Raw genomic sequence first — 22,484 nt, forward strand, 5'->3', positions numbered from 1 at the left:
TGGACGAGACGCTGTACCTGAAGGACCCCATGTCGAGCGACCTGGGGGAGAGCATCGTCGAGCACGGCATCCTGATGCTCGACGCGATCGGCTACGAGGCGTTCACCTTCCGCAAGCTCGCCGAGCGCATTGGCACGACCGAGGCCTCGGTCTACCGCTACTTCAAGAGCAAGCACCGGCTGCTGCTCTATCTCACGGCCTGGTACTGGAGCTGGATGGAGTACCGGCTGGAGCTCGCCACGACGAACGTCGATCGCCCCGAGGAGCGGCTCCGCCTCGCACTGCGCGAGCTGACCCAGCGGATCCGTCAGGACTACTCCACCCCGCGCATCGACGAGGAGGCCCTGTACCGCGTGGTGGTGGCGGAGTCATCAAAGGCGTATCTGCATGCGGACGTGGACGCCGACAATCGGGAGGGGATGTTCCGGAGCTACAAGCGGCTCTGCCGCACGGTGGCCGACCTGATTCTCGAGGTCAATCCGGCGTACCGGTATCCGGTGGCCCTGGTGTCCACCGTCGTGGAGAGCTCGCACATGCAGAAGTACTTCGCCGAGCACCTGCCGTCGCTGACCGAGGTTACCCGCGGCGATGCCGACGAATCCACCACCGCCTTTCTGACCGACCTGGTCTTCACCGCGATCGCGACGCCACCGTAGCTGACGCTACCCGAACATCTCCCCCTGCTCCAAGATCCCTCGGCAGAACAACTTCCGATGGTGCGGTGTCATCCCCTGCGTGCGGAGCGCGCTCATGTGGCCGGCCGAGCCGTACCCCATGTTGCTCTCCCAGCCATAGCCGGGGCGGCGCGCACCCAGTGAGCGCATCAGGCGGTCGCGCGCGACCTTCGCGAGCAGCGCGGCCGCGGCGATTGCGTGGCAGTTGGCATCGCCCTTCACGAGCGCGCGGTGCGGCGTGCCGAGCTCGGGCACCGGCATGCCATCGACCAACACGAGCACGTGCGCATTCGCATCGAGCATCCGTCGACACTGCGCCAGCGCACGCCGCATCGCCAGCGCCGTCGCCACCCGGATATTGAGCCGCTCGATTTCAGCCACACTCGCCGCTCCCAATCCCCACCCCTGCGCCTCCCTGCGAATACTCAGCGCCAAGGACTCCCGCTCCGCCGCCTTCTTCACCGCCTTCGAGTCGCGCACGCCGCTGATCCCGGCGTGGCCGACCGCAAAGCAACACGCCCCCGCCACGACCGGCCCGGCCAGCGGTCCCCGCCCTACCTCGTCGACGCCGATGAGGAGGTGGTCGGTGGCCCAGGCCAGATGTTCGTGATCGAGGGGGGCGGTGATGGGCATAGCTCAAAGCTAAGGGGAGATCGCAGTGGGTGACCTGTAACCTGTGACCCGTAACCAGGGGGCCGGTCACTGGTCACTGGTCACTGGTCACTGGTCACTGGTCACTGGTCACTTGACACATCAATTTCTCTTGATACATTGAATCCCATGACCACTCTGGCCCCCCAAGCCGCCCTCGCCCGCATGTTCCACGCGCTCTCCGATGAGACCCGCTTGGGCATCCTCGAGGCGCTGCGTGGCGGCGAGCGTTGCGTCTGCGAACTGACCGGCACGCTGGACGCCGCGCAGTCGCGGCTCTCGTTCCACCTGAAGACCCTGAAGGACGCCGGGATGGTGACCGACCGGCGCGAGGGGCGCTGGGTCTATTACACCCTGGCCCCCGATGCCCTCGAGATGGTCCAGGCCGCCCTGGTCGAGCTGGCCACTCCGACCTCGCCGCGCCGCAAGGAGTGGTGGGCCTGCTGCAAGTAAGTCTGTTGTCGGGTTGAACATATCAAGATTTCTTGGTGCACAACACTGCCACGTGAGGAATAGATCATGACCCCGGAACCGAACGCCACCGAACTGCGCAACACCGTCCGCGAGAAGTACGGCGCCGCCGCGCGCCGCGTCCTCGAGGTCGCCGAGCCGGCCTCCTGCTGCGGACCGACGTCGTCCTGCTGCGGCGCAAGCGCCTTCGACGGCACCGTCGACCCGATCACCTCGAACCTCTACCTCACCGGTCAGACCGACGTCCTCCCCGACGCCGCCGTCCTCGCCTCCCTCGGCTGCGGCAACCCAACCGCGCTGGCCGAACTGCACCCCGGCGAGACGGTCCTCGACCTCGGCTCCGGTGGCGGCATCGACGTCCTCCTCTCGGCGCGGCGCGTGGGGCCCACCGGCAAGGCGTACGGCCTCGACATGACCGACGACATGCTCGCCCTCGCCCGGAAGAACGCCGCCGAAGCCAATGCGACCAACGTCGAGTTTCTCAAGGGCGAGATCGAGCACATTCCGCTCCCCGACAACTCCGTCGACGTGATCATCTCCAACTGCGTGATCAACCTCTCGGGCGACAAGCGCGCCGTCCTGGCCGAGGCATTCCGCGTCCTCAAGCCGGGCGGGCGCTTCGCGGTCAGCGACGTGATCGTGCGCGGCGACGTGCCGCCGGCGGTGCGGCGCAGCATGGAGCTCTGGGTCGGCTGCGTGGCGGGCGCGCTCGAGGAGCAGGAATTCCTGAACCTGCTCACCGAGGTCGGCTTCGAGGCGCCGTCGATCGAGCCGACGCGGATCTACCTGGCCGAGGACGCCGCGACCTTCCTCACCGGCGCGGGACTCGACGCGGCCAACGTCGCCGAGATCGACGGGAAGTTCATGGCAGGGTTCGTCCGCGCCACGAAGCCGAAGGCTGCGGCCTGCTGCGCGCCGGGCTGCTGTTCGTGACCAGCACCGCCGACGCCATCGATGCGCCGATCCTCAAGCGTCTCTCGACGCTGGACCGCTTCCTCCCGGTCTGGATCGTCGCCGCGATGGCGGCCGGGCTGTTGCTGGGGCGGCTCTTTCCCGACCTCGGCGTGGTGCTCGACCGCATCAAGATCCAGGGCGTCTCGGTGCCGATTGCGCTTGGGTTGCTCTGGATGATGTACCCCGTGCTCGCCAAGGTCCGCTACGAGACCATCGGCCAGCACACCCGCGACCGACGGCTCATCGGCACGTCGCTCGTGCTCAACTGGGTCGTCGGTCCGTTGCTGATGCTCGCGCTGGCCTGGATCTTCCTCCCCGACTTGCCCCACTACCGCAACGGCCTCGTGCTGATCGGGTTGGCACGCTGCATCGCCATGGTGCTGATCTGGAACTCACTGGCGTGCGGATCGGGCGAACTGGCCGCCGTGCTGGTGGCGCTCAATTCGGTCTTCCAGATCGTCACCTACTCCGTCCTCGGCTGGCTCTACCTCACGGTGGTGCCCGGATGGTTCGGCGCCGATACCGCGGTGCTCGACGTGTCGATGGCGCAGATCGCCATGAGCGTCCTGGTCTTCCTCGGTGTGCCGCTCGTCGCCGGCTACCTCACGCGGAGGACGCTGGTGGCACGCCGCGGCGCGGTCTGGTATGAGTCGGTGTTCCTGCCGAGGATCGGCCCCACCGCCCTGCTCGGTCTGCTCTACACCATCGTGCTGATGTTCGCGATGCAGGGGAATCGCCTGATTGAGGCGCCGTTCGACGTCGTGCGGATCGCGCTGCCGATGCTGATCTACTTTGCGGTGATGTTCGGCTTCGCGTTCTGGGCGTCGTGGAAGATGGGCTTCAGTTACGAGACGACATCCGCGATCTCCTTCACGGCGGCAGGCAATAACTTCGAACTGGCGATCGCCGTCGCCGTTGCCACCTTCGGCATCGGCTCGGGCGAGGCCCTCGCCGCCGTCGTCGGGCCACTGATCGAAGTCCCCGCGCTGGTCGGCCTGGTGTACGTGGCCCTCTGGGCGCGTCGACGCTACTTCCCTGCCGAGGGTATCACCGCATGACCGTGTCCCGATTCAAGATCCTCGTCCTCTGCACCGGCAACAGCGCGCGCAGCCAGATCGCGGAGGCACTCTTGGCCACGCGCGGGGCCGGCCGCGTGGTTGCGGCGAGCGCCGGATCGCACCCTGCACCGCGCGTGAACCCCTACGCGGTGGAGACGCTCGCGGCGCATGGGATCGAGTGGAATGACCGCGTGCCGAAACGGCTCGACGAGGTCGAGGGTGTGGCCTACGACCTGGTAATCACCGTCTGCGACAATGCCGCCGAGGCGTGTCCCTTCTTTCCGGGGGCGGCGGCGCAGGTGCATTGGGGATTGCCCGACCCCGCCGACGAGACCGAGCGAAGCGCCGCGCTGCGCGCCTTCGAGGACACGTACCAGGCGCTCGACGCACGGATCACGCGGTTGCTGGCGCTGCCGATCGAGGCGATGGGGGCGGAGGAGCTCACCCGGGCAGCCACACGCATCCACCGGGAGTGATGAGGGGGCGGGTCGAGCTCCCGGACTCTATTTCGACGGCGCCCGACTGCAGTTCACGGTCATCGTGTATTGGCTCGGCGTCCGAGTGGAGTCGCGGACCACAACGCTGAAGATCTGCGGCCCACGCCCGGGCCGGCGGTCCGCGCAAACACGCGCTGCGATCTGTGCCATCCCACCCTGCTGACCCGTGCCGACCGTCCGACCGACCGCTCGCTGCTGCGCTGGCGCCGCCATCGCGATGCCCGCCAGCATCACTGAACCGAGCGCGGCGGTCAGGCCGATCTTCCCTCGACGTGGAAGCGAGCGATCACGCGTCTCGTCCAGGAGGGCGCAGAGGCGGATCCCGAGCGTCGAGTGGTGTGCCAGCCCAAGGGCCGGGGCCAGCGTTGCCGTGACGGAATCCCGACCGACGCCCAGGGAGAGGAGCAGGGCGGCATAGTCGGACGCCACGACGTCCTGCCCGAGCACCGCATTGTCGCAGGCTTCCTCCCGCGCCAACCGCGCCGCGCCCGCCATCGACCAGACCATCGGATGGTACCAGTGCACCACGCAGGCGAGCCGCGCCAGCAGGTTCGCCGCGAGATCGCCGCGGGCGACGTGCGCGAGTTCGTGCAGCACTGCATACCGTCGCTGCGCTGGAGACCAGTGGTCCGCATCCGTCGGCAGCAGGATGAGTGGGCGAAGCACTCCCCACGTGCACGGCGCGTCGAGCCACGCGCACTCCACGAAGCGGACCGCGAAGGGACCCGATGGCAGCGATCCCGCCGCTTCGATCGCGACACGCCATTCCGGCGAGAGCCGATGCGTGCTGATGCGCAGTCTCGCCCGAAGCCGGAATTCGCCGCCCAGCATCCAGAGCAACATCAGCGCTGCACCGATGCCCCAGATGATCACCAGACTGCCCCCGGACACCGAGGAGGCCGTGCCGGCCGGTCCGACGAGGAATGACCCTGCCGACCACGGCGCGGACGCGGCACGCGCCGGCACGCCGACCACGAGCTCCCACGTGGGCAGCACGGCGGTCAGCACCGGCAAGGCAACCGCTCCGACAAGCCCGGTCATCCAGATGAGATGACGCACTGCGGCGGAGCGGTGCCGCAACAGGTGCGCGACGGCCGAGACGAAGAGCAGCAGCGTGGTGAGCTTGAGCACGCCGAGGCCAAAGTCCAGCATCGACATGCTACCTCCCCTTGGCCCGCGCCGAGGCGATCAGCGCGGCCAGTTCGTCGAGTTCGACTTGCGAGATCGGGTGGTCGCGCGAATCGATCAGCGCGGCCACCGTTCGCGATGCACTCCCTTCCCAGAAGGTGTCCACCAACTGCCTCAGCGCCAGGGTGCGCGCCTTGGCCCGTGACATCGTCGGAATGAAGAGATACCGCGGGCCATCCTCGACGTGCGTCAGGTGGCCTTTCGTTTCAAGCACGCGCAACAGCGCGCGAACGGCGGAATAGCTCGGTGCATCGGCGATCCCCTCGTGCACCTCGCGCGCCGTCGCGCGGCCGAGCCCGAAAATGACGTCCATGATCTGGCGTTCACGTCGACTGAGTTGTGGCAAGGCAGAACGGGACATGCAGCGACTCCGGGGCGCGAGTGACAGTGGGGAGAGGCCGTTGCACGTCACCAGTCGGCGAACGGTGGACGCGTCGGCGCATTCCAGCCCTGCATGCCGATCGCGACGCTGGAGGCAAGCCGCCATTCGCCATCGACCTGCCGCCAACCATCCCGAGTGACCCAGAGGGCGTACTGCCGAGTGTCGGCGCCAGCAGAGTTCTGACCCGTGAATTCGAGCTTCTCCTGCACGACCGTCTCAAAGCCGGTCGGGGTACGGATCACGGTCAGGATGCTGGAATCAAATCGGGTGAGGCGCGGCCCGGCAGGCGGCGTGAGGATTGCGGCGAGAAACTCGGCCCGCGCGAGCCGCGAATCGGCATTCATCGGACTCATCACGGCAGAGAACTCGGGGAGCAGCGCCCGGCTCAGCGCGGCCGTGTCGAGCGCCAGCCGAGCCTGGTCCCAGCGCTTGGTCGCCGCCACGATGCCCTCGCGTGCCTCCGCCAAGGACAGCCGCGCTGGAGTCGTGGCGGCCGGCGTCTGTCCAATGGCGGCGACGGCACCCAGCTGCTGCATGAGGGTGAATGCCACGGCCACGCGGGTGAGTGCCCGGATCGTCACCTCGGGGGAATCGCGCATGAGAGCCCTCCTGCACCAGGGGAAAGGTGGTAAAAAATTAGCACTCTGCTAATTATATAGCACACCGACACCCTGTCAATCGCTCCCCAAACGCAAAGAGGCCCCGACTCTTCATCGGGGCCCCTTATGACTTACGACTTATGACTTACGACCAACCGCGGCCTGACGGCCGCGGCTGAAAGACTACCGATCCCGCTTTTCCTTGATCCGGGCCGCCTTGCCCGACAGCGCGCGCAGGTAGTACAGCTTGGCGCGGCGGACGCGGCCACGGCGGACCACCTCGAGCGTCGCGAACATCGGGGAGTGGAGCGGGAAGACGCGCTCGACGCCGACGCCGGCCGAGATCTTCCGGACCGTGAAGGTCTCGTTGATCCCGCCGCCCTTCTTGGCGATGCAGACGCCCTCGAACGCCTGGAGGCGCTCCTTCTCGCCTTCACGGACGCGGACCATCACCTTGACGGTGTCACCGGCGTCGAACTTCGGGAGGTCGGTGCGCAGCCCTTCGCGCGAAATCTGGTCGAGAATTTCCATTCCCATGTCGTGCTCCTGGCGCGAGTCGCGCCGGTGGTATTGTCAGGACTTCGCGCCGGTGTCCTGGCGCTCCGTTGCCATGTGGGCATCCCAGAGATCTGGGCGCCTCGCCTGCGTGATGCGTTCCGCTTCCTGCTGCTTCCACGTGGCAATCGCCGCATGGTTGCCCGAGAGCAGCACCTCGGGAATCTTCTGCCCGCGCACCTCGGCGGGCCTCGTGTAGCTCGGCGGACTCAGGAGTCCGTCGTAGTGCGAATCACTGCTCGCCGACTCGTGGTCGCCGATGGCCCCCGGCAGCAGCCGGACCACCGCATCGATCACGCAGAGGGCCGCGGGCTCGCCCCCCGAGAGGACGAAGTCGCCGAGCGAGATCTCTTCGGCGCCGAGGAGATCGACCACCCGCTGGTCGATGTCCTTGTAGTGCCCGCAGAGGATCGTCAGCGCACTGCCGAGCGACCAGCGTACGGCGTCGTCGTGGGTGAACTTCCGGCCTCGGGCCGACATCACCACCACGGGACCGGTTGGCCCCACCGACTCCACCGCCTCGAGGAAGGGCTCTGCCTTCAGCACCATCCCCGCGCCCCCGCCAAAGGGAGCGTCGTCCACGGTGTGGTGCTTGTCGTGGGTGAAGTCGCGCAGCTGCACCAGTCGATAGTCGACCAGCCCCGCCGCCTGTGCCCTGCCCGGAATGCTCGCCGCCAGGAACGGCGCCATCGCCTCGGGAAAGAGCGTCACCACGTTGACCGTCAGCACCATCACCCCATCAGTTCGGGCGGAACCTCGACCACCAAGCGGCGGTTCGCGCGGTCCGTCACCTTCACCGTCTCGCTCCGGAAGGGGAGGAGAAACTCCCGCTTCGGGCCCTGCACTTCGATCAGCAATCCCTGCGGCATGTCGTACACCGCGGAGACGATCCCGAGCGGCTCGTCGGCCAGGTCCCGCACCGCCCAGCCCACCAGCTCCTGCTGATAGACCTCACCCTCGGCGAGCGGCGTGAGAATGTCACGCGGCACCGCCAGGAAGAGACCCCGGTATCCCTCGACCGCGTCGCGATCGGGGTGCCCGGCGATCCGCATCAACACCTCGCGGTGATAGACGCGGGCCTGCTCGATCGCGATCTCGCCGACCGGGTCGCCCCGGAGGTCGAGCAGGGACATCACCTGCCCGGCGACGAAGACCCCTTCGGGGTCATCGGTCAGCGGGAAGATCGCCAGCTCGCCCTTCAACCCATGCGGCTTGCGCACCCGCCCTACCACGATCGGGGGCGCGGCCGGTTCGGTCATCAGGTCAGACGCCAGCCTTCTTGAACAGCGCCGCCACGGTGTCGCTCGGCACGGCGCCCTTCGCGATCCACTCGCGCGCCTTGTCGACGTCCACCGAGAAGAGATTCGCCTCTTCCTTCGGGCGATACGAGCCGATGGTCGCGATGAAGCGACCGTCGCGCGGTGCTTCCTTGTCGGCGACCACGATACGGTACATCGGCAACTTCTTGCGCCCTTCGCGGCGCAGGCGGATACGAACGGCCATCTCGAACTCCTGTGGAGCGGTTCAGCGCGGGGGGAACGAACGTCCACCGAAAGGCATCTTCGCCCCCGGCTTGCCCGCGACCTTCATGAACTTCTGCATCTGCTTGAACTGGTTCAGCAACTGATTCACTTCCTGCACGGTTCGCCCCGACCCGCGGGCGACTCGCATCCTGCGCGACCCGTTCATCACGTCCGGGTCACTCCGCTCGGCCTTCGTCATCGAGAGCACGATCGCCTCGACATGCCGAATCCGGTTCTCGTCCACGTTGGCGTTCTTGAGCATGGCCGGGTTCACCCCGGGGAGCATGCCGAGCACGTTCTTCAACGGACCGAGCTTCTGCATCTGCCGCATGGCGGTGAGGAAGTCGTCGAGGTCGAGTCCCTTCTTCGACGTCGCCTTCCGCGCCAGCCGCTTGGCGTCTTCTTCGTCAACGTTCTGCTGCGCCTTCTCGACCAGCGTCAGGACGTCGCCCTGCTGGAGAATCCGTCCGGCCATCCGGTCCGGATGGAAGGGCTCCAGCGCATCGAGCTGCTCGCCGGTGCCGACGAACTTGATCGGCGCCTTGGTCACGCCGTAGATCGAGAGCGCCGCGCCACCGCGGGAGTCGCCGTCCATCTTGGTCAGCACGACGCCGGTGATGCCGAGGGCGTCGTGGAACCCCTTCGCGATCCGGACCGCGTCCTGGCCGGTCATGCCGTCGGCCACCAGCAGGATCTCGTGCGGCTTGATCGCCGCCTTGAGCCGGACCAGCTCGTCCATCAGCGTCTCGTCGAGCTGCAACCGGCCGGCGGTGTCCACGATCACGGAGCGGGCGCGCGCCTTGGAGGCCGCTTCGATGCCGCGCTTCACGATCGCCACCACGTCCGTCACGCCCGGCTCGCCATGGAAGCCGACCTGCACCTGCTCGCTCAGCGTCCGCAGCTGATCGATGGCGGCGGGACGATAGACGTCAGCCGCGATCAGGAACGGCGCCTTCTGCTCCGCCTTGAGCCGCTTGGCGAGCTTGCCCGCCGTCGTCGTCTTGCCGCTGCCCTGCAACCCGACCATCAGCAGGATCGTCGGCGGCACCGACACGAAGGCCAACGGCGCCTGCTTCTCGCCGAGCAGCGTGACCAGCTCGTCGTAGACGATCTTGACCAGCATCTGCCCTGGCCGGACCGACTTGATGATCTCCTGCCCGACGGCCGCCGCCTGCACCCGCGCGAGGAACTCGCCGGTGAGCTCGAACGACACGTCGGCCTCGAGGAGGACCCTGCGGATCTCCCGCAGCCCCTCCCGGACGGCTTCCTCGCTGAGTGCCCCGCGGCCGCTGAGGCGCCGCAGGGTATCGGTCAACTTGGAGGAGAGCTCATCGAACATAGCCCGGCAAAATAGCGCTGCGGGTGTGGAAAAGGGAAGATGGGCGCACCGAATTGGGGATGCGGCGACCTCAAGGCTGTCATCCTGAGCGGAGCCCGCGCAGCGGGCGGAGTCGAAGGACCTCTGTCCCAGCGCATCGGCAAGAGGTCCTTCGACTGCGCGGCGGCCGAGCCGCCGCTTCGCTCAGGATGACAACTCGAAGAGCCCAGCCCTCTCCGTTCCACCATGAAACCATGCCACCCCAACCCTCCGTAGATTCCCCACCCATATGATCCCCACCCCCCTCCCCCTCCCCGACGAAGCCACCCGCCGAGCCGCCCTCGAGCGGATGAAGATGGCCGCCACCGGGCTCCTGGTCGTGGCCCTGATCGTCTTCATCGTGGCCAAGATGAACGAGGACGTCTATCCCTGGCTGGCCTACGTGCGGGCCACGGCCGAGGCGTCGCTGGTGGGCGGGATCGCGGACTGGTTCGCGGTGACGGCGCTCTTCCGGCACCCGCTGGGGATCCCGATCCCCCACACCGCCATCATGCAGAAGCAGAAGGACCGGGTCGGCAAGATCCTCGGCAACTTCGTCCAGAACCACTTCCTCTCGCGGACGGTGCTCGAGGCGCGGCTGGCCGGGATCCACCCCGCCCAGCGGGCCGCCGACTGGATGCAGCAGGAGGCCAACCGCCGCCGGCTCGCCAAGCAGCTGGCCGGCGGGCTGGCGCGCGCCGTCGAGGCGCTCCCCGAGGTCGAGGTGCGGGAGTTCGTCCAGCGGAGCGCGGTCAGCCGGCTCGAAGGGGTCAAGCTCGCCCCGCTGGTGAGCGAGGTCATGACGGTGGCAGCCGCGGGTGGCCGCCCGCAGGAACTGCTCAACGAGGTAATGAAGCTGGTCGGCGGGGCGCTCAGGGATGGCCACGACTCGATCCGCGAGCGGGTTCGCCAGGAGAGCCCGCGCTGGGTGCCGGTGGGGCTGCGCGACGCGGTCGCCGACCGGCTGATCGGGGCGGTCGAGCGGCTGATCGGCGAGATGCTCAACGACCCGCTGCATCCGATGCGAAAGCGTTTCGACGGGATCGTGCACGACTTCATCACCCGGATGAAGACGTCGCCCGAGATGATCGCCAAGATCGAGGGGATGAAGGTGGACCTCCTCGGCCATCCGATCGTCGAGGAGCTGGTGTCGAGCGTGTGGGACAAGACGCGCCTCGCGGCCGCGGGCTATCGCGCCGATCCGGAGGGGACGTCGCTGGAGCCGCTCGAGGAGATTCTCGCGGGGCTGAGCGATTCGCTGTCGGGGAGTGAGGAGCTGCGTGCCGAGGTGGATCGCTTCATCACCGAGGTGATCACGTCGCTGCTGGAGCAGCATCGACAGGAGATCGCCGACCTCATCGCGACGACGGTGGCGGATTGGGACCCGGAAGTCGCGGCGGGCCGCATCGAGCTCGCGGTCGGTCGCGACCTGCAGTTCGTGCGGCTCAACGGCACGCTGGTGGGCGGTGCGGCGGGGTTGGTGATCTACACGCTGTCGCGCTTCCTCTAGCGCAGCTCGACCCCCGGCAGCGCACTCCACCGCGCCCACGCCGTCGGCGCCACCACCACCCGCACCCCCGCCTTGCCGCCGACGTCCAGCGCTTCCGCGGTGGTGCGGTATCCCGGGCGCACGCGCGCTGCCAACCGATCGGCAATCTGCGTCTTGAAGCGGGCCGCGACGCGCGAATCGTCCCAGACGGTCACCCAGACCAATGCAGCGCCCTCGGACGACGCGAGGAGCCGCATCCGGTCGCCGCCCCACCCGAACGCCACCTGCGTGGGCACTTCATTGATGCCGACCAACACCGACCGAAGCACCGCGATCTCGAATTCGCCGAAGGTGTCCTCGTGCAGGACGCCCGTGGTGTCGTCGGTGAAGCGCACCACCACCGGCATGTCCTTCGCGGCGTAGCGATCGGGGTGGAGAATCTGCTCGGTCGAGCGCGGCAGCCGATCACCGAACGGTTGATCACCGGCGTGGTTCTTGGCGAACCAGCGCAGCCACTCCGCCCCCTGCACGTAGGGAAAGGTCAGCCCCTCCCGCAGGATGAGCGGCGCCGTCGAAAAGACCTTCATGCTCGACGCGTTGCCGCGCAGCTGGTCGCGGAAGTTCTCCCAGAAGCCGTCGTCGTTGACGAAGTCCTGCCCCGGGAGGATCGCGGTGAGCGACACGAGCGTCGCCTGCCCCTCGAGCACGGCCTGCGCCGCGGCGAGCCGGTCGGCATCGTCGGTGCTCCCCAGGATGGAATCGAGCGGGACGTACTGATCCTGCAGCGCGTGCACCAGCTCGTGTGCCAGCACCAGGCGCAACTGCGCCCGATCGCCGCCCGCGACGGCAAAGAGCTTGGTGGAGTCGGGATCGTAGAAGCCGGCGACCTGCTCGGTATAAAGATCCACGAACAGCTTCTGCACGTCGAGTGTGTCGGGGATCAGCCCCAACAGGCGGTACGTCGTGACGATGCCGTCGAGGCGCGCCGGTGGCAGCTCCTTGGCGAGCTTGGCAAGGAGATAGGTGCGGACCTGCTCACGGGTGCGGACCGCGGTGACCGGCGTGCTCTTGAACTCAAGGCCAGTGGCCTTGGCCACGCCAGGCATGAGCGAGTCCACCAGTGCCGCCAGCTCCTTCTGGTCGAGCGACTGGGCATCAACCACCGGTTCCCCTCGGCAGGCACCGGCGATCAGGATCAGGCTGCAGACGAGGACGCGCATTAGCTTCACTGGTATCCCACCCGATAATGAGTCGCCGGAAGTGTAGCAGGCCCCGCTGGTGAATTCACCGCACCCCGAGACCGCCATGCCGCTTCGATGCTACCCGGTTGCCATGTTGTTGCTCCTCGGAGCGATGGCCTGCGCCAAGGAAGTCCCCGCCCCGCCGGCCACGTTGCCCGTGGCGGGCAGCGGCATGCCGACCTTCGAGCGACGGCCGCTGGCCATTGCGGAGGAAGACCTGCCCCAGGAGCGGTTCCTGATGTTCGACGTGGTGTCAGACGGCTCGGTGATCTATCAGTCGTCCTTCGACAAAGGTCCGATGCTCCGGCGCATTGACTCAACGGGCCGGCTGCTCGAAGCGTTCGGGCGAGAGGGAGAGGGACCGGGGGAGCTGCGCGGCCTGGCCTTTCTTGAGGTTCGCGGGGACACGCTTCAGATCTATAACTCGGATCGAGAAAGGCACTGATCGACATGACGCTCAGTGGGAAGTTGCTCCGCGAACGGCGCATCGAGGGGTTTGATAGCCGCCTGGTGTGGCATCCTGACTCCGTGGACCATTGGAATGCAACTCCGCGTCCGGGGCAGAGCCCGCGCGTGATGCGCTCCGCGATTGGAAAGAGCGAGGGCCGGGTGCTCTTCGACTCGACGAATGCGATGTTCACCACGGCGATCACCAAGCGAACCGGGCAGGCCACTTCGCCGACGCAATTCTCCTACACAGCGACGACGGACCGCATGTGGGTTGCCGATCCGTGGGAGTATCGGATCAGTACCTTCAAGAATGACGGCACGCCCATCAGTAGCTTTGTCCACGCGATCGCACGCAACCGCTTCGGGCCGCGCGCCTTGGCGGAAACCCGGGCGCGGATCATGAAGACCCCTCGCTTCATGCGCGGACCGAATGGGGAGCGGATCCCGCTCGCCGACGACCGCGGTCGTCTCGACACCCTCGAGCGCGAATCAATCCGTCACTTCACTCGCAACCCGCTGCACGTGGATGAGTTCGGCCGGCTCTGGGTGGTCGGCGTCTCGCGAGACTCGACGTCGGTGGACCTCTTCTCCGACACGACGTTCGTCGGACGCGTGATGCTTCCCTGCTACGCAAGCGGCGTGGGGATTCGCGTCGCGTTCGGCCGCGGCGGATGGATGGTGCTGGAGTGCGAGGTGGAGGACGGCGACTGGCCGACGGAATTGCAGTTGTACCGGATTGTCGAGAAGCCGACGCCGTGATGCGCCGCATGGCGTTAGCCGGAGCACTACTGCTAGCCACCAGCTGCGCCGAGGAACCAGAGCCGGTCGCTATCGTGCCGACGGCCAGTGCTGAGCTACCGAGCGTGGAGCTGGTCCACCTCGCCGGGATAGGTGCCAGTTACGTGGACGCGCGCATTCACAACATCGCCGTCGACACCACGGGGCGGATCGCCTTCTATCCGACAGAAGGTGGCATCCCGCTGATCCGCTTCGTCGATTCGACAGGCTTCTGGACCGGTGGTGCGTCGAGAATCGGCGAAGGCCCGGGCGAATTGGATTATCCGTCGCGGCATTGGTTTGTCGGCGACACCCTCGTGGTCGACGAATCGAAACGTGCGGTCGAGATTCGCTTCGATCGGAGCGGGATCCTGCTGAGTGAGAGAGCAATTACCCCGGGCCGAGTGGCGCTCGCCGCCGGCAGCGATGGGCTGCTGACCTTTGATCCCAACTGGGAAGCGTCACAAAGCCCGCCCGTCGTTTCACTCCGGCCCTGGGGCAAGGAAGGGGTTCGTGAAGCGCTCGGCGCCGCACATCCGCAACTCGCCGCCGCACTCGCCAAGCGACCGGGCCCCGCGATCACCTATCCGTGGCCGGTCGTGGCCATGCACAACGGGATCATTGCGCTGGTCGAACCGCACACGCCAACCGTTTGGTATTTCAATTTCGCGGGGAAGCTGCTGGACTCTGTCGTGCTGGATGGTGCCGCGAGGATGCGCGGCCCGTATGAGGCAGCTGAGGAGCTGGAAGTGTTCGAGCGCGTGTCGCGGAGCGGGACCGTCGGCCCCGATGGCGAGCGCTACCGAGGCCCCGACATCGATTCCGTGAGGCGACTTTTCAAGGCGGATCGTCCACCGGTCGCGTTTGTGCACGGGGTCAACTACGATGGCCGTGGCCGGCTCTGGATCGTCGGCCCGCACAACGACTCCACACGTGCCATTGTGCTCTCAGGCACACGAACCCTCGGCACCATCATGCTGCCGTGCTTTCGGGTCGGGCGATTCGTGAGCATCAGCAATCGCTGGCTCGCCTTGCACTGTTCGAAGGGCGAAGGCGCTGATCCGCCGTTCGAGTTGCAGCTCTATCGCATCGTGGAGTCGGAGCCGTAGTGCGATGGGGCCCGCCACCCTTGACGCCCCCCCCCGGGGGGGGTAGCGTGAAATGCGGCTAAGCGCCTCTCACCCGACTCACATACACGTCCACCGGCCGCGAGTCCCCTCTCATCCGAAGGAGCAAAGCATGACCATTCGAAGCGCGATGACAAGAGTGATGTTGGCCGCAGCGATCCTCGTCCCGTCCGGTGTGTCCGCTGAGGAAGGAGCGGGCGAGGAGTGGTCTTCCGTCAAGCCGTGGTGGGTTTACACAGTGAGTAATGTCGCGCAATACTACACTTCCGCCACGCAGTATTCTGGTGTCTCGATGCACAACTGCACCAACGGTACCGGGTGGTGGGCAACGGGTGATCTTGACTGCTCGGGTAACTGACCTGCGGGCGGGGCATCGCGCTGCCTTGATACTGAGCAGCGCGATCGCCTGCGCAGGCTGCGGCGTTGAGCGACCAGCAGCAGCCAAGCTCCCGGCTGTCGAGGGCGAGATGCCACGGCTGGAGCTGGTGCACCGAGGCGACTCCATTGTCGACAGCATCGCCGATCGCATCAGGAAGATCGCGGTTGGCGGGGACGGTCAGGTCGCACTGATTTTCGCACCGGATGCCACACCCCGAATCCGATTTGTGGACTCAATGGGGCGCCTCAACGGAGGCGCTGGCCCGGGCGGACCTGGCCCGGGGGAGATCGGTTTCCCGCCGAGAACATGGTGGATCGGAGATACGTTGATCGCGTACGAGACTGGGCGGCTAGTCGAAATTCGATACAGCAAGGAAGGGAAGCTGCTAGGAGAGCGGCCGATCCGACATGATCTGGTCCCGCTAGCTGCCGGGCATGACGGGGTCCTCGAATTCAATGTTGACTGGGCGATGCGCCGGACGGCGCCGACCCTGATGCTCCGCACGCCCGATGCCAGGAATCCCCGGGTTCTGCTCGACGCTCGACACCCGCAGCTCCGCAAAGCGCTCGATCAGCGCAGTGGAGTCTCCGCCACCTATCCATGGCCGATCGTTGCGATCCGCAATGGGATTATCGCGCTGCTTGATCCGCGTGCCCCAGTGATCTGGTACTTCAATGTGAATGGTGATCTGGTTGATTCCCTCGCGGTCCCAGCTGTTTCACGAGTCCGCGGACCGATCGAACTCACAGAAACGATTGGCGCGTATGCTCGTGTTGCGAGAAGCGGAACCATTGGTCCGACTGGGCAGCGCATGCCAGGCCCAAACCTCGATTCCATCCGCGCCCTGTTTGCCTCTGACCGACCCCCGATCGCCGCGATTCATGGACTCAATTTTGACGGACGAGGACGTCTTTGGATAGTCGGATCACACCGTGACTCAACCAGAGCAATAGTCATCAGCGGCACTCGAGTCCTCGGCGAATTGATACTCCCATGTTATCGAGTCGACCGCTTTGTGAGCGTGAGTGATCGGTGGCTGGCTCTACTCTGCGCGGATCAGGATGGTGGTTACGAGCCCCCCTTCGAGCTGCAGCTCTACCGCATCGTCGAGCCCGCACCGCCCGCGCGCCCCTAGAGCCCCAGCACGCTCACCCGGTACCACGTCACCATCGCGTCGCCCACTACCCAGTAGGCGGCGCCACCGATGGCGAGGAAGATCCCGAACGGCACCAGCTTCTCCTTCCCCATGAGCCGCATCGGGAGGAAGATCAGCGTGCCGATGAGCGCGCCGAGGAAGAGCGTGAGCAGCACGCCCTGCCAGCCGAGAAAGGCGCCGATCATCGCCATCATCTTGACGTCGCCGCCGCCCATGGCCTCCTCACCGAACGCCTTCTGCCCCACCACGGCGATCAGCCAGAGCAGGCCGTACCCCACCACCGCACCGAGCAGGGCCGGCTGCCAACCGAGTGCGCCGCCGAGGAAGGCAAAGCCCAACCCGATCACCGTGCCGCCGATCGAGAACTCGTCGGGGATGATGTATTCGCGCGCATCGGTCATCGCGATGCCGAGGAGCAGCGTCCCGAAGGTCGCCGCACGCGCCGCCTCGACCTCGAAGCCATACCACGCCACGGCGAGTCCCCAGATCATGCCGGTCGCGAGTTCAACCAGCGGATACATGATCGGGATCGGCAGCGCACATTGCCGACACTTGGCGCCGAGCATCAGCCACGAGAGGATCGGAATGTTGTCGTACCAGGTGATCTGGTAGCCGCACCGTGGGCAGCGCGATCGCGGTGCGACCACCGACAACTCCGCCGGCCACCGCGTGATGCAGACATTCAGGAAGGAACCGAGCAGCAGCCCGAACGCCCCCGCGAAGGCGGCGAGCGGCCACCAGACATCACCACCGGGCGGAGTGAAGTTCACCGCGTCACCTGATAGAGGAGGATCCCCGCGGCAATGGCCACGTTCAACGACTCGGCCTCGGGCGCGATCGGGATCGCAACCCGCTTCTCGGCGTGCACCACCAGCTCTGGCCGGAGCCCCGCGCCCTCGTTGCCGAGCAACAGGGCGATCGGCCCGGCGGGAGCAGCACCGAGCGGCTCGCCGTCCATACTGGTGGCCCACGGTGCCACATGGTGCTGCTTGAGCCAGGCAAAGGTGGCGACATCGTCGGCGTGCAGGTGCGGCACCAGGAAGAGCGCCCCCATCGCGGCGCGCACCACCTTCGGGTTGGTCAGGTCCACCGTGCCCGGCAAGGCCACGATACCGGCCGCGCCGAACGCCAGGGCCGTCCGGGCGATGGTGCCGACGTTGCCCGGGTCCTGGACACCATCGAGGATGACCACCGGCTTCTTCGGCGCGGCGATCATCGCGTCGAGCGTCCAGTGGCGCGGCTGGTACACCGCCACGATGCCTTGCGGTTGCTCCGTGGCGGCAACCTCGTCGAGTTGCTCGTCGCTGAGGTGCTCGACCACGACGCCAGCGTCCTGCAGCGACTGGAGCAAGGCGGCACCACGCGGCGTGGCCTCGAGGGTCGGTCCCACCACCGCGCCCTTGCACACGACGCCCGCGGCGAGCATCTCTTCCACCAGGCGCACCCCTTCCGCCAGCGCCAGGCCGCGGCGCTCGCGCGCCTTGCGGCGGTGCAGGTCGCGGATCGTGCTCAGCAGGGCCATAGACTCGGGGGTCGGGTGACAGAGAAGGCACGGCAGATCGCGTTGACCATTGCCGGATCGGATTCGGGAGGTGGCGCCGGCATCCAGGCCGACCTCAAGACATTCGCCGCGTGGGACGTCTACGGCACCTCGGTGATCGTCGCGATCACCGCACAAAATACCATGGGCGTGCGCGCCGTTCACCCGGTGCCCGCCGACGTGATCTCGGCGCAACTCGCGGCCCTGGCCGAGGACCTGCCGCCGGCGGCCTTCAAGAGCGGCATGCTCGCCACCCGTGAGCTGGTGGACTTGGTGGCCTTCACGATTGCCGCGCACGGCTGGCGACGCTACGTCCTCGACCCAGTGATGGTGGCCAGCTCCGGCGATCGCCTGCTCGACATGGATGCCGTCGACGCCGTCCGGGTCAACCTGCTACCGCTCGCCCTCTGCGTGACCCCCAACCTCGACGAAGCCGAGATCCTCACCGACCGCCCCGTGCGCACACCCGAGGCGATGGTTGACGCGGGCAAGGCGCTCATCGACCTCGGCGCCGGCTCCGCGCTGATCAAGGGCGGTCATCTCAAGAGCGACATCCTCGTGGATGTGCTGGTCACGCCCGACGGCGTGGAGCGCTTCACCCGCACCAGGCAACACACCCGCGCCACGCACGGCACCGGCTGCACCCTCTCGGCCGCCATCACCGCCGCACTCGCCCTCGGCTTCGACCTCGACCGCGCCGTCCCCGAGGCGCTGACCTACCTGCAGGCCGCCATCCACGCGGCGCCGGGGCTGGGTGGGGGGAATGGGCCGGTGTGGCACGGAGTACAGCGATGATCGATGATCGATGGTCGATGATCGATACAATCTCCCCGTCGGCGAACATTGATTACCCACCGCCACCAATCGATCATCGATCATCGATCATCGGCTTTCTGAAACCACCCCCGCAACGATCTTGGCCAGCGTCTCCCCCGCCTTCCCCGCCACCTCCATCACTTCGCTGTGGTCCAGCGTTCCCGCGAAGGTGCCAGCGGCGGGGTTGGTAACCAGCGAGATGCCGAGGCAGCGCATCCCGCGCGCGCGCGCCGCGATCACTTCGACCACCGTGCTCATCCCCACCGCGTCGGCGCCGAGACGCTCGAGCATCCGCACCTCGGCGGGCGTCTCGTAGGTCGGGCCGAGCAGGCCGCAGTAGACACCCTCCTCCATGGTGACGCCGAGGCTGGCGGCGACCTGCTTCGCGCGGGCGCGGAGCGCGGCATCGTAGGCCACGCTCATGTCGGGGAAGCGGGTGTCACCCGGGAAGACGGGGCCCTCGAGCGGGTTGCGGCCGGTGAGGTTGATGTGGTCGCTGAGGAGCATCAGCGTGCCGGGCTGGAAGGTGCGCCGGATGCCACCGGCGGCGTTGGTCACGATCAGCGTCGTGGCACCCAGCAAGGAGAAGACGCGCACCGGCAGCGCCGCTTCCTGCGCGCTGTGGCCCTCGTACATGTGGAAGCGACCGCTCTGCAGGATCACCTCGGTGCCGCCGAGCGTCCCCACCACCAGCTCGCCCTTGTGACCCACCACCGACGGCACATGGAAGCCGGCGAGCATGTCGTACGGGATCCGCACGGCGTTCTGCACGGAGTCCGCGAGGCGACCGAGACCGGAGCCCAGGACGATGGCGACGGCCGGCTTCCGCGGGCCGATCGCCTCGGTGATGGTGTGCGCGGCGATCGCCGCGTGGTCGACGAGCGTCTTGCTGGTCATGCCAGCATCCCCGCGAGTGAGGCCGAGATGAATGCGGCGAGGTTGCCGGCGATCATCGCCTTGAGGCCGAACTTGGCGATCTCGCCGCGGCGTTCCGGCGCGAGGCCGCCGATGCCGCCGATCTGGATCGCGATGGACGAGAAGTTTGCGAAGCCGAGCAATGCATAGGTGAGGATGATCGCCGAACGGGGCTCGAGCACCACGCCGCTGCCGAGGTCGCCGGCGAACTGCGCGTAGGCGACGAACTCATTGAGCGAGGTCTTGAGGCCGATGAGCCCACCGACGTACGCGGTGTCGGCCCAGGGGACGCCCATGACGAAGGCGAGCGGCCGCAGCAGCGTGCCGAGGATCAGCTGGAGCGAGAGGTTTTCGATGCCGACGAACCCGCCGACCCAGCCGAGGCCGGCGTTCAACATCGCCATCAGCGCCACGAACGCCATCAGCATCGCCGCGACGTTGATCGCGAGCTGGACGCCCTGCGCCGCGCCATTTGCGGCGGCCTCGATCACGCTCGATTCCCTTCTTTTCGGACGATAAAGGGGCGGCGGCCCCCGCTGGGCTCTTCGCCTGGTCTCCGCCAAGGTGAGCTCCCTTGCGTGACGGGGACTTCAGTTTCCGGACGGAGGATCTTCGCGAGATAGAGACCGGCCGGGGCGTTCATCACGCTCGCCGCGAGCAGGTGCGACGCGATCCCGGGCAGCATCCCCGAGAGCATGCCGACGTACGCCGCGAGCACGCCGCCGGCAACCGTCGCAAAGCCGCCGACCATCACCGTGACGAGTTCGGACTGCGTCATCCGCCCGACGAAGGGCTTGATCAGCAGCGGCGCCTCGGTCTGGCCGAGGAAGATGTTGCCCGACGCCGACAGCGTCTCGGCGCCCGAGGTGCCGAGGGTCTTCTGCATCCCCCAGGCGAGGCCCTTCACGATCCACTGCATCACGCCGAGGTAGTAGAGCACCGACATCAGCGCCGAGAAGAAGATGATCGTCGGCAGCACCGAGAAGGCGAAGAACGCCCCGGTGTTGGCCAGGAACCCGGCCGTGGTGTCGAGGGCGCCATTCGCGCCCGCGGTGCCGACCGGCACGTTGCTCTGCACCAGGTTGCCGAAGACGAAGCGCGCCCCCTGTTCCTGGAAGCCGAGCAGCGAGGTGATCCACCCGCCGACGGTCTGGAAGAAGGCCCGGCCGACATCGGTCTTGAGCACCACGAGGCCGAAGCCGACCTGCAGCGCGACGCCGCTGCCGACGAGGCGCCAGTTGATCCGCTTCCGGTCGTAGCTCATCAGCACCGCGAGCCCGATCATCGTCACCATCCCGACGATGCCCATCAGGCGGTCGGTGAAGGGAGATGTCGAGTCCGTCGCTGAGCGAGGCAAAGCGCTCGGCGGCGGTCTGGGTCTGCATGGCGAGATGGAGGAGGGTCACGAGGGGCTCGCGAGATCGGCCTTGGCGCGGTCGCGGAGCGCGACGCGTTCAGGCCAGGGAAGGAAGGCATGCTCGAAGGCGGTGAGGGCCATCGTCTCGAGCTCGGTGGGGGTGAAGCCGAGGGCCTGCTGTGCCAGAAGATACTCGTCGGTCAGCGACACACCGCTCATCAGCCACGAATCGGTGCAGAGCGTGACCGGGATGCCGGCCTCGAAGTACTGCCGCACCGGATGTTGCGCGGCGGTGGCCACCACGCGCGTCTGCAGGTTGGAGGTGAGGTTCACCTCGATGCAGATGCGCCGATCGCGCACATAGTCCATGAGCGCCGGGTTCTCGAAGAGCCGTGTCCCGTGCCCGAGCCGCACGGCGCGACAGGCGTGGATCGCCTCGAAGATGCTCTCCCAGCCCGCCGCCTCGCCGGCATGCACCGTGATGCCGAGACCGCCACGAGCGGCCAGGTCGAACGCCTCGCGATGCAGTTCGCACGGCCGCCCCGCCTCGCCACCCGCGAGGTCGAAGCCGACGACGCCGTGACTCCGCATCCGCACCGAGTGCTCGGCGATCACCAGCGAGAGCTCGGGGTCGTAGTGCCTGAGCGAGCAGTTGATGATCCGGGCCGGCACGCCGAAGTCCGCGAAGCCACGCTGCAGGCCGCGCCACTCCGCCTCGATCACCTCGTCGAGCGAGAGCCCCTCGCGGGTGCTCAGCTGCGGGCAGTAGCGGATCTCGAGGTAGCGGAGCCCGTCGGCCGCGGCGTCCTCGACCATCTCGTACGCCACTCGCTCGATCGCCTCGGGCCGTTGCAACAGCGCGATGGTGACATCGAAGCGGGCCAGGTAGTCCTCGAGATTCCTGGCGTCATCCACCAGCATCCAGCGCCGCAACGACTCGGCATCGGGCGCCGGCAGCGACACCCCGGCCGTCGCGGCCAACTCGAGCATCGTCGCGGGGCGGAGGGAGCCATCGAGGTGCACGTGGAGTTCGGCCTTCGGCATCCGCCGGAGCGCCTCACGCATCCGTCGACTCCTCGGTCCGGGCCGAGCGCTGCACCCGGTAGATGGCACCCGCCGTCACCGGTGCATCGGCATCGACGGGAAGCCCGCGGGCGTCGGTGGCGGTCGCGCCACCCAGCACCAGGGCCAAGAGGTCGGGGTCGTGGTCGCCCAGCGACTGGGCGAGGGAGCGGCCAGGCGTCACGCGGAGCGGGCGGCCGTTGACGAAGATTGGGATGAGATTTGGAGTCACGTCGGTAAATATCCGGTCACAAGTCCCCTTCCTG

Annotated in this window: 26 protein-coding genes and 1 pseudogene; 11 read left to right on the forward strand and 16 right to left on the reverse strand. The window is 67.2% G+C overall.

The window, feature by feature from the left end; translation table 11 throughout:
- Positions 1 to 29 precede the first annotated feature (29 nt).
- Positions 30 to 656 carry a TetR/AcrR family transcriptional regulator gene (locus tag IPG05_05510; protein ID MBK6494541.1) on the forward strand — a complete coding sequence of 209 codons (627 nt, stop codon included), beginning with the start codon at positions 30 to 32 and terminating at the stop codon, positions 654 to 656.
- A gap of 6 nt (positions 657 to 662) precedes the next feature.
- Here IPG05_05510 and IPG05_05515 read toward each other — a convergent pair whose 3' ends face one another.
- Positions 663 to 1,307, reverse strand: coding sequence for a ribonuclease HII (locus IPG05_05515; GenBank protein MBK6494542.1), 645 nt, complete (start codon positions 1,305 to 1,307; stop codon positions 663 to 665).
- A 147-nt stretch (positions 1,308 to 1,454) separates the two neighbouring features.
- Between IPG05_05515 and IPG05_05520 the strand changes: the two genes are divergently transcribed.
- From IPG05_05520 to IPG05_05535, 4 genes are all read left to right on the forward strand, one after another.
- On the forward strand, positions 1,455 to 1,778 hold the full coding sequence (locus IPG05_05520; protein ID MBK6494543.1) for a winged helix-turn-helix transcriptional regulator: 324 nt from the start codon (positions 1,455 to 1,457) through the stop codon (positions 1,776 to 1,778).
- 66 nt (positions 1,779 to 1,844) lie between these two features.
- Positions 1,845 to 2,729 (forward strand): arsenite methyltransferase, encoded by an 885-nt coding sequence (locus IPG05_05525; protein ID MBK6494544.1) that lies wholly within the window; start codon positions 1,845 to 1,847, stop codon positions 2,727 to 2,729.
- Positions 2,726 to 3,808, forward strand: a complete 1,083-nt coding sequence (arsB, locus tag IPG05_05530) for an ACR3 family arsenite efflux transporter (protein ID MBK6494545.1) — start codon at positions 2,726 to 2,728, stop codon at positions 3,806 to 3,808. Before IPG05_05525 ends, arsB begins: the two co-directional genes overlap by 4 nt.
- Complete coding sequence (locus IPG05_05535) at positions 3,805 to 4,284, forward strand: arsenate reductase ArsC (protein ID MBK6494546.1); 480 nt, start codon at positions 3,805 to 3,807, stop codon at positions 4,282 to 4,284. Before arsB ends, IPG05_05535 begins: the two co-directional genes overlap by 4 nt.
- 27 nt (positions 4,285 to 4,311) lie before the next feature.
- Here the strand turns inward: IPG05_05535 and IPG05_05540 are convergent, their stop codons facing one another.
- From IPG05_05540 to ffh, 8 genes are all read right to left on the reverse strand, one after another.
- Positions 4,312 to 5,463 (reverse strand): M56 family metallopeptidase, encoded by a 1,152-nt coding sequence (locus IPG05_05540; protein MBK6494547.1) that lies wholly within the window; start codon positions 5,461 to 5,463, stop codon positions 4,312 to 4,314.
- A 1-nt stretch (position 5,464) separates the two neighbouring features.
- Positions 5,465 to 5,854: a BlaI/MecI/CopY family transcriptional regulator gene (locus IPG05_05545; protein MBK6494548.1), complete on the reverse strand. Its 390-nt coding sequence runs from the start codon at positions 5,852 to 5,854 to the stop codon at positions 5,465 to 5,467.
- A 47-nt stretch (positions 5,855 to 5,901) separates the two neighbouring features.
- On the reverse strand, positions 5,902 to 6,474 hold the full coding sequence (locus IPG05_05550) for a hypothetical protein (protein ID MBK6494549.1): 573 nt from the start codon (positions 6,472 to 6,474) through the stop codon (positions 5,902 to 5,904).
- A 183-nt stretch (positions 6,475 to 6,657) separates the two neighbouring features.
- Positions 6,658 to 7,011 (reverse strand): 50S ribosomal protein L19, encoded by a 354-nt coding sequence (gene rplS, locus IPG05_05555; protein ID MBK6494550.1) that lies wholly within the window; start codon positions 7,009 to 7,011, stop codon positions 6,658 to 6,660.
- 36 nt (positions 7,012 to 7,047) lie between these two features.
- Complete coding sequence (gene trmD / locus IPG05_05560; protein ID MBK6494551.1) at positions 7,048 to 7,761, reverse strand: tRNA (guanosine(37)-N1)-methyltransferase TrmD; 714 nt, start codon at positions 7,759 to 7,761, stop codon at positions 7,048 to 7,050.
- Positions 7,761 to 8,288: a 16S rRNA processing protein RimM gene (gene rimM / locus IPG05_05565; protein ID MBK6494552.1), complete on the reverse strand. Its 528-nt coding sequence runs from the start codon at positions 8,286 to 8,288 to the stop codon at positions 7,761 to 7,763. The genes trmD and rimM overlap by 1 nt, the downstream gene beginning before the upstream one ends.
- A 4-nt stretch (positions 8,289 to 8,292) precedes the next feature.
- The gene (rpsP, locus tag IPG05_05570) at positions 8,293 to 8,532 is read right to left on the reverse strand and encodes a 30S ribosomal protein S16 (protein ID MBK6494553.1); all 240 of its coding nucleotides are present in this window, start codon (positions 8,530 to 8,532) and stop codon (positions 8,293 to 8,295) included.
- A 21-nt stretch (positions 8,533 to 8,553) separates the two neighbouring features.
- Complete coding sequence (gene ffh, locus IPG05_05575; GenBank protein MBK6494554.1) at positions 8,554 to 9,891, reverse strand: signal recognition particle protein; 1,338 nt, start codon at positions 9,889 to 9,891, stop codon at positions 8,554 to 8,556.
- Between the two features lie 268 nt (positions 9,892 to 10,159).
- Between ffh and IPG05_05580 the strand changes: the two genes are divergently transcribed.
- Positions 10,160 to 11,419: a DUF445 domain-containing protein gene (locus tag IPG05_05580; protein ID MBK6494555.1), complete on the forward strand. Its 1,260-nt coding sequence runs from the start codon at positions 10,160 to 10,162 to the stop codon at positions 11,417 to 11,419.
- Here the strand turns inward: IPG05_05580 and IPG05_05585 are convergent.
- Positions 11,416 to 12,618 carry a hypothetical protein gene (locus IPG05_05585; protein ID MBK6494556.1) on the reverse strand — a complete coding sequence of 401 codons (1,203 nt, stop codon included), beginning with the start codon at positions 12,616 to 12,618 and terminating at the stop codon, positions 11,416 to 11,418. The two genes, IPG05_05580 and IPG05_05585, sit on opposite strands and share 4 nt — an antisense overlap.
- Positions 12,619 to 12,703: 85 nt before the next feature.
- Here IPG05_05585 and IPG05_05590 point away from each other — a divergent pair, with 85 nt between their 5' ends.
- The 4 genes from IPG05_05590 to IPG05_05605 all read left to right on the forward strand — a co-directional run bounded on the left by IPG05_05590 (position 12,704) and on the right by IPG05_05605 (position 16,507).
- Positions 12,704 to 13,084, forward strand: a complete 381-nt coding sequence (locus tag IPG05_05590) for a hypothetical protein (GenBank protein MBK6494557.1) — start codon at positions 12,704 to 12,706, stop codon at positions 13,082 to 13,084.
- A gap of 131 nt (positions 13,085 to 13,215) precedes the next feature.
- Positions 13,216 to 13,848, forward strand: coding sequence for a hypothetical protein (locus IPG05_05595; protein MBK6494558.1), 633 nt, complete (start codon positions 13,216 to 13,218; stop codon positions 13,846 to 13,848).
- Positions 13,849 to 13,952: 104 nt separating this feature from the next.
- A complete protein-coding gene (locus IPG05_05600) occupies positions 13,953 to 14,975 on the forward strand; it encodes a hypothetical protein (protein ID MBK6494559.1) in 1,023 nt (340 codons plus the stop codon).
- Positions 14,976 to 15,460: 485 nt separating this feature from the next.
- The gene (locus IPG05_05605) at positions 15,461 to 16,507 is read left to right on the forward strand and encodes a hypothetical protein (GenBank protein ID MBK6494560.1); all 1,047 of its coding nucleotides are present in this window, start codon (positions 15,461 to 15,463) and stop codon (positions 16,505 to 16,507) included.
- Here IPG05_05605 and IPG05_05610 read toward each other — a convergent pair.
- Positions 16,504 to 17,298, reverse strand: a complete 795-nt coding sequence (locus IPG05_05610) for a prepilin peptidase (protein ID MBK6494561.1) — start codon at positions 17,296 to 17,298, stop codon at positions 16,504 to 16,506. The genes IPG05_05605 and IPG05_05610 overlap by 4 nt on opposite strands.
- The gene (locus IPG05_05615; protein ID MBK6494562.1) at positions 17,295 to 18,050 is read right to left on the reverse strand and encodes an RNA methyltransferase; all 756 of its coding nucleotides are present in this window, start codon (positions 18,048 to 18,050) and stop codon (positions 17,295 to 17,297) included. Before IPG05_05615 ends, IPG05_05610 begins: the two co-directional genes overlap by 4 nt.
- A 15-nt stretch (positions 18,051 to 18,065) precedes the next feature.
- Here IPG05_05615 and thiD point away from each other — a divergent pair, with 15 nt between their 5' ends.
- A complete protein-coding gene (thiD, locus tag IPG05_05620) occupies positions 18,066 to 18,863 on the forward strand; it encodes a bifunctional hydroxymethylpyrimidine kinase/phosphomethylpyrimidine kinase (protein ID MBK6494563.1) in 798 nt (265 codons plus the stop codon).
- 87 nt (positions 18,864 to 18,950) lie between these two features.
- Here thiD and IPG05_05625 read toward each other — a convergent pair whose 3' ends face one another.
- The 4 genes and pseudogenes from IPG05_05625 to IPG05_05640 form a co-directional block, all read right to left on the reverse strand.
- Positions 18,951 to 19,781: a purine-nucleoside phosphorylase gene (locus tag IPG05_05625; GenBank protein ID MBK6494564.1), complete on the reverse strand. Its 831-nt coding sequence runs from the start codon at positions 19,779 to 19,781 to the stop codon at positions 18,951 to 18,953.
- Positions 19,778 to 21,108: pseudogene (locus IPG05_05630) on the reverse strand (NupC/NupG family nucleoside CNT transporter). Before IPG05_05630 ends, IPG05_05625 begins: the two are co-directional and overlap by 4 nt.
- Before the next feature lie 93 nt (positions 21,109 to 21,201).
- The gene (add, locus tag IPG05_05635; GenBank protein ID MBK6494565.1) at positions 21,202 to 22,221 is read right to left on the reverse strand and encodes an adenosine deaminase; all 1,020 of its coding nucleotides are present in this window, start codon (positions 22,219 to 22,221) and stop codon (positions 21,202 to 21,204) included.
- Positions 22,214 to 22,450 (reverse strand): hypothetical protein, encoded by a 237-nt coding sequence (locus IPG05_05640; GenBank protein ID MBK6494566.1) that lies wholly within the window; start codon positions 22,448 to 22,450, stop codon positions 22,214 to 22,216. The genes add and IPG05_05640 overlap by 8 nt, the downstream gene beginning before the upstream one ends.
- Positions 22,451 to 22,484 lie beyond the last annotated feature (34 nt).

Source organism: Gemmatimonadota bacterium (assembly GCA_016704275.1).
In the GTDB taxonomy this organism is placed as follows: domain Bacteria; phylum Gemmatimonadota; class Gemmatimonadetes; order Gemmatimonadales; family GWC2-71-9; genus Palsa-1233.

Excerpts from the sequence above, each read along its gene's own strand:
- IPG05_05615 (MBK6494562.1), bottom strand. The coding sequence starts at position 18,050 with ATGGCCCTGCTGAGCACGATCCGCGACCTGCACCGCCGCAAGGCGCGC.
- IPG05_05515 (MBK6494542.1), bottom strand. The coding sequence starts at position 1,307 with ATGCCCATCACCGCCCCCCTCGATCACGAACATCTGGCCTGGGCCACC.
- rimM (MBK6494552.1), bottom strand. The coding sequence starts at position 8,288 with ATGACCGAACCGGCCGCGCCCCCGATCGTGGTAGGGCGGGTGCGCAAG.
- IPG05_05525 (MBK6494544.1), top strand. The coding sequence starts at position 1,845 with ATGACCCCGGAACCGAACGCCACCGAACTGCGCAACACCGTCCGCGAG.
- ffh (MBK6494554.1), bottom strand. The coding sequence starts at position 9,891 with ATGTTCGATGAGCTCTCCTCCAAGTTGACCGATACCCTGCGGCGCCTC.
- IPG05_05625 (MBK6494564.1), bottom strand. The coding sequence starts at position 19,781 with ATGACCAGCAAGACGCTCGTCGACCACGCGGCGATCGCCGCGCACACC.
- rpsP (MBK6494553.1), bottom strand. The coding sequence starts at position 8,532 with ATGGCCGTTCGTATCCGCCTGCGCCGCGAAGGGCGCAAGAAGTTGCCG.
- IPG05_05510 (MBK6494541.1), top strand. The coding sequence starts at position 30 with ATGTCGAGCGACCTGGGGGAGAGCATCGTCGAGCACGGCATCCTGATG.
- IPG05_05540 (MBK6494547.1), bottom strand. The coding sequence starts at position 5,463 with ATGTCGATGCTGGACTTTGGCCTCGGCGTGCTCAAGCTCACCACGCTG.
- IPG05_05590 (MBK6494557.1), top strand. The coding sequence starts at position 12,704 with ATGCCGCTTCGATGCTACCCGGTTGCCATGTTGTTGCTCCTCGGAGCG.
- IPG05_05545 (MBK6494548.1), bottom strand. The coding sequence starts at position 5,854 with ATGTCCCGTTCTGCCTTGCCACAACTCAGTCGACGTGAACGCCAGATC.
- rplS (MBK6494550.1), bottom strand. The coding sequence starts at position 7,011 with ATGGGAATGGAAATTCTCGACCAGATTTCGCGCGAAGGGCTGCGCACC.
- IPG05_05595 (MBK6494558.1), top strand. The coding sequence starts at position 13,216 with ATGCGCTCCGCGATTGGAAAGAGCGAGGGCCGGGTGCTCTTCGACTCG.
- IPG05_05550 (MBK6494549.1), bottom strand. The coding sequence starts at position 6,474 with ATGCGCGATTCCCCCGAGGTGACGATCCGGGCACTCACCCGCGTGGCC.
- add (MBK6494565.1), bottom strand. The coding sequence starts at position 22,221 with ATGCGTGAGGCGCTCCGGCGGATGCCGAAGGCCGAACTCCACGTGCAC.
- IPG05_05520 (MBK6494543.1), top strand. The coding sequence starts at position 1,455 with ATGACCACTCTGGCCCCCCAAGCCGCCCTCGCCCGCATGTTCCACGCG.
- IPG05_05535 (MBK6494546.1), top strand. The coding sequence starts at position 3,805 with ATGACCGTGTCCCGATTCAAGATCCTCGTCCTCTGCACCGGCAACAGC.
- trmD (MBK6494551.1), bottom strand. The coding sequence starts at position 7,761 with ATGGTGCTGACGGTCAACGTGGTGACGCTCTTTCCCGAGGCGATGGCG.
- IPG05_05605 (MBK6494560.1), top strand. The coding sequence starts at position 15,461 with ATGCCACGGCTGGAGCTGGTGCACCGAGGCGACTCCATTGTCGACAGC.
- IPG05_05580 (MBK6494555.1), top strand. The coding sequence starts at position 10,160 with ATGATCCCCACCCCCCTCCCCCTCCCCGACGAAGCCACCCGCCGAGCC.
- IPG05_05585 (MBK6494556.1), bottom strand. The coding sequence starts at position 12,618 with ATGCGCGTCCTCGTCTGCAGCCTGATCCTGATCGCCGGTGCCTGCCGA.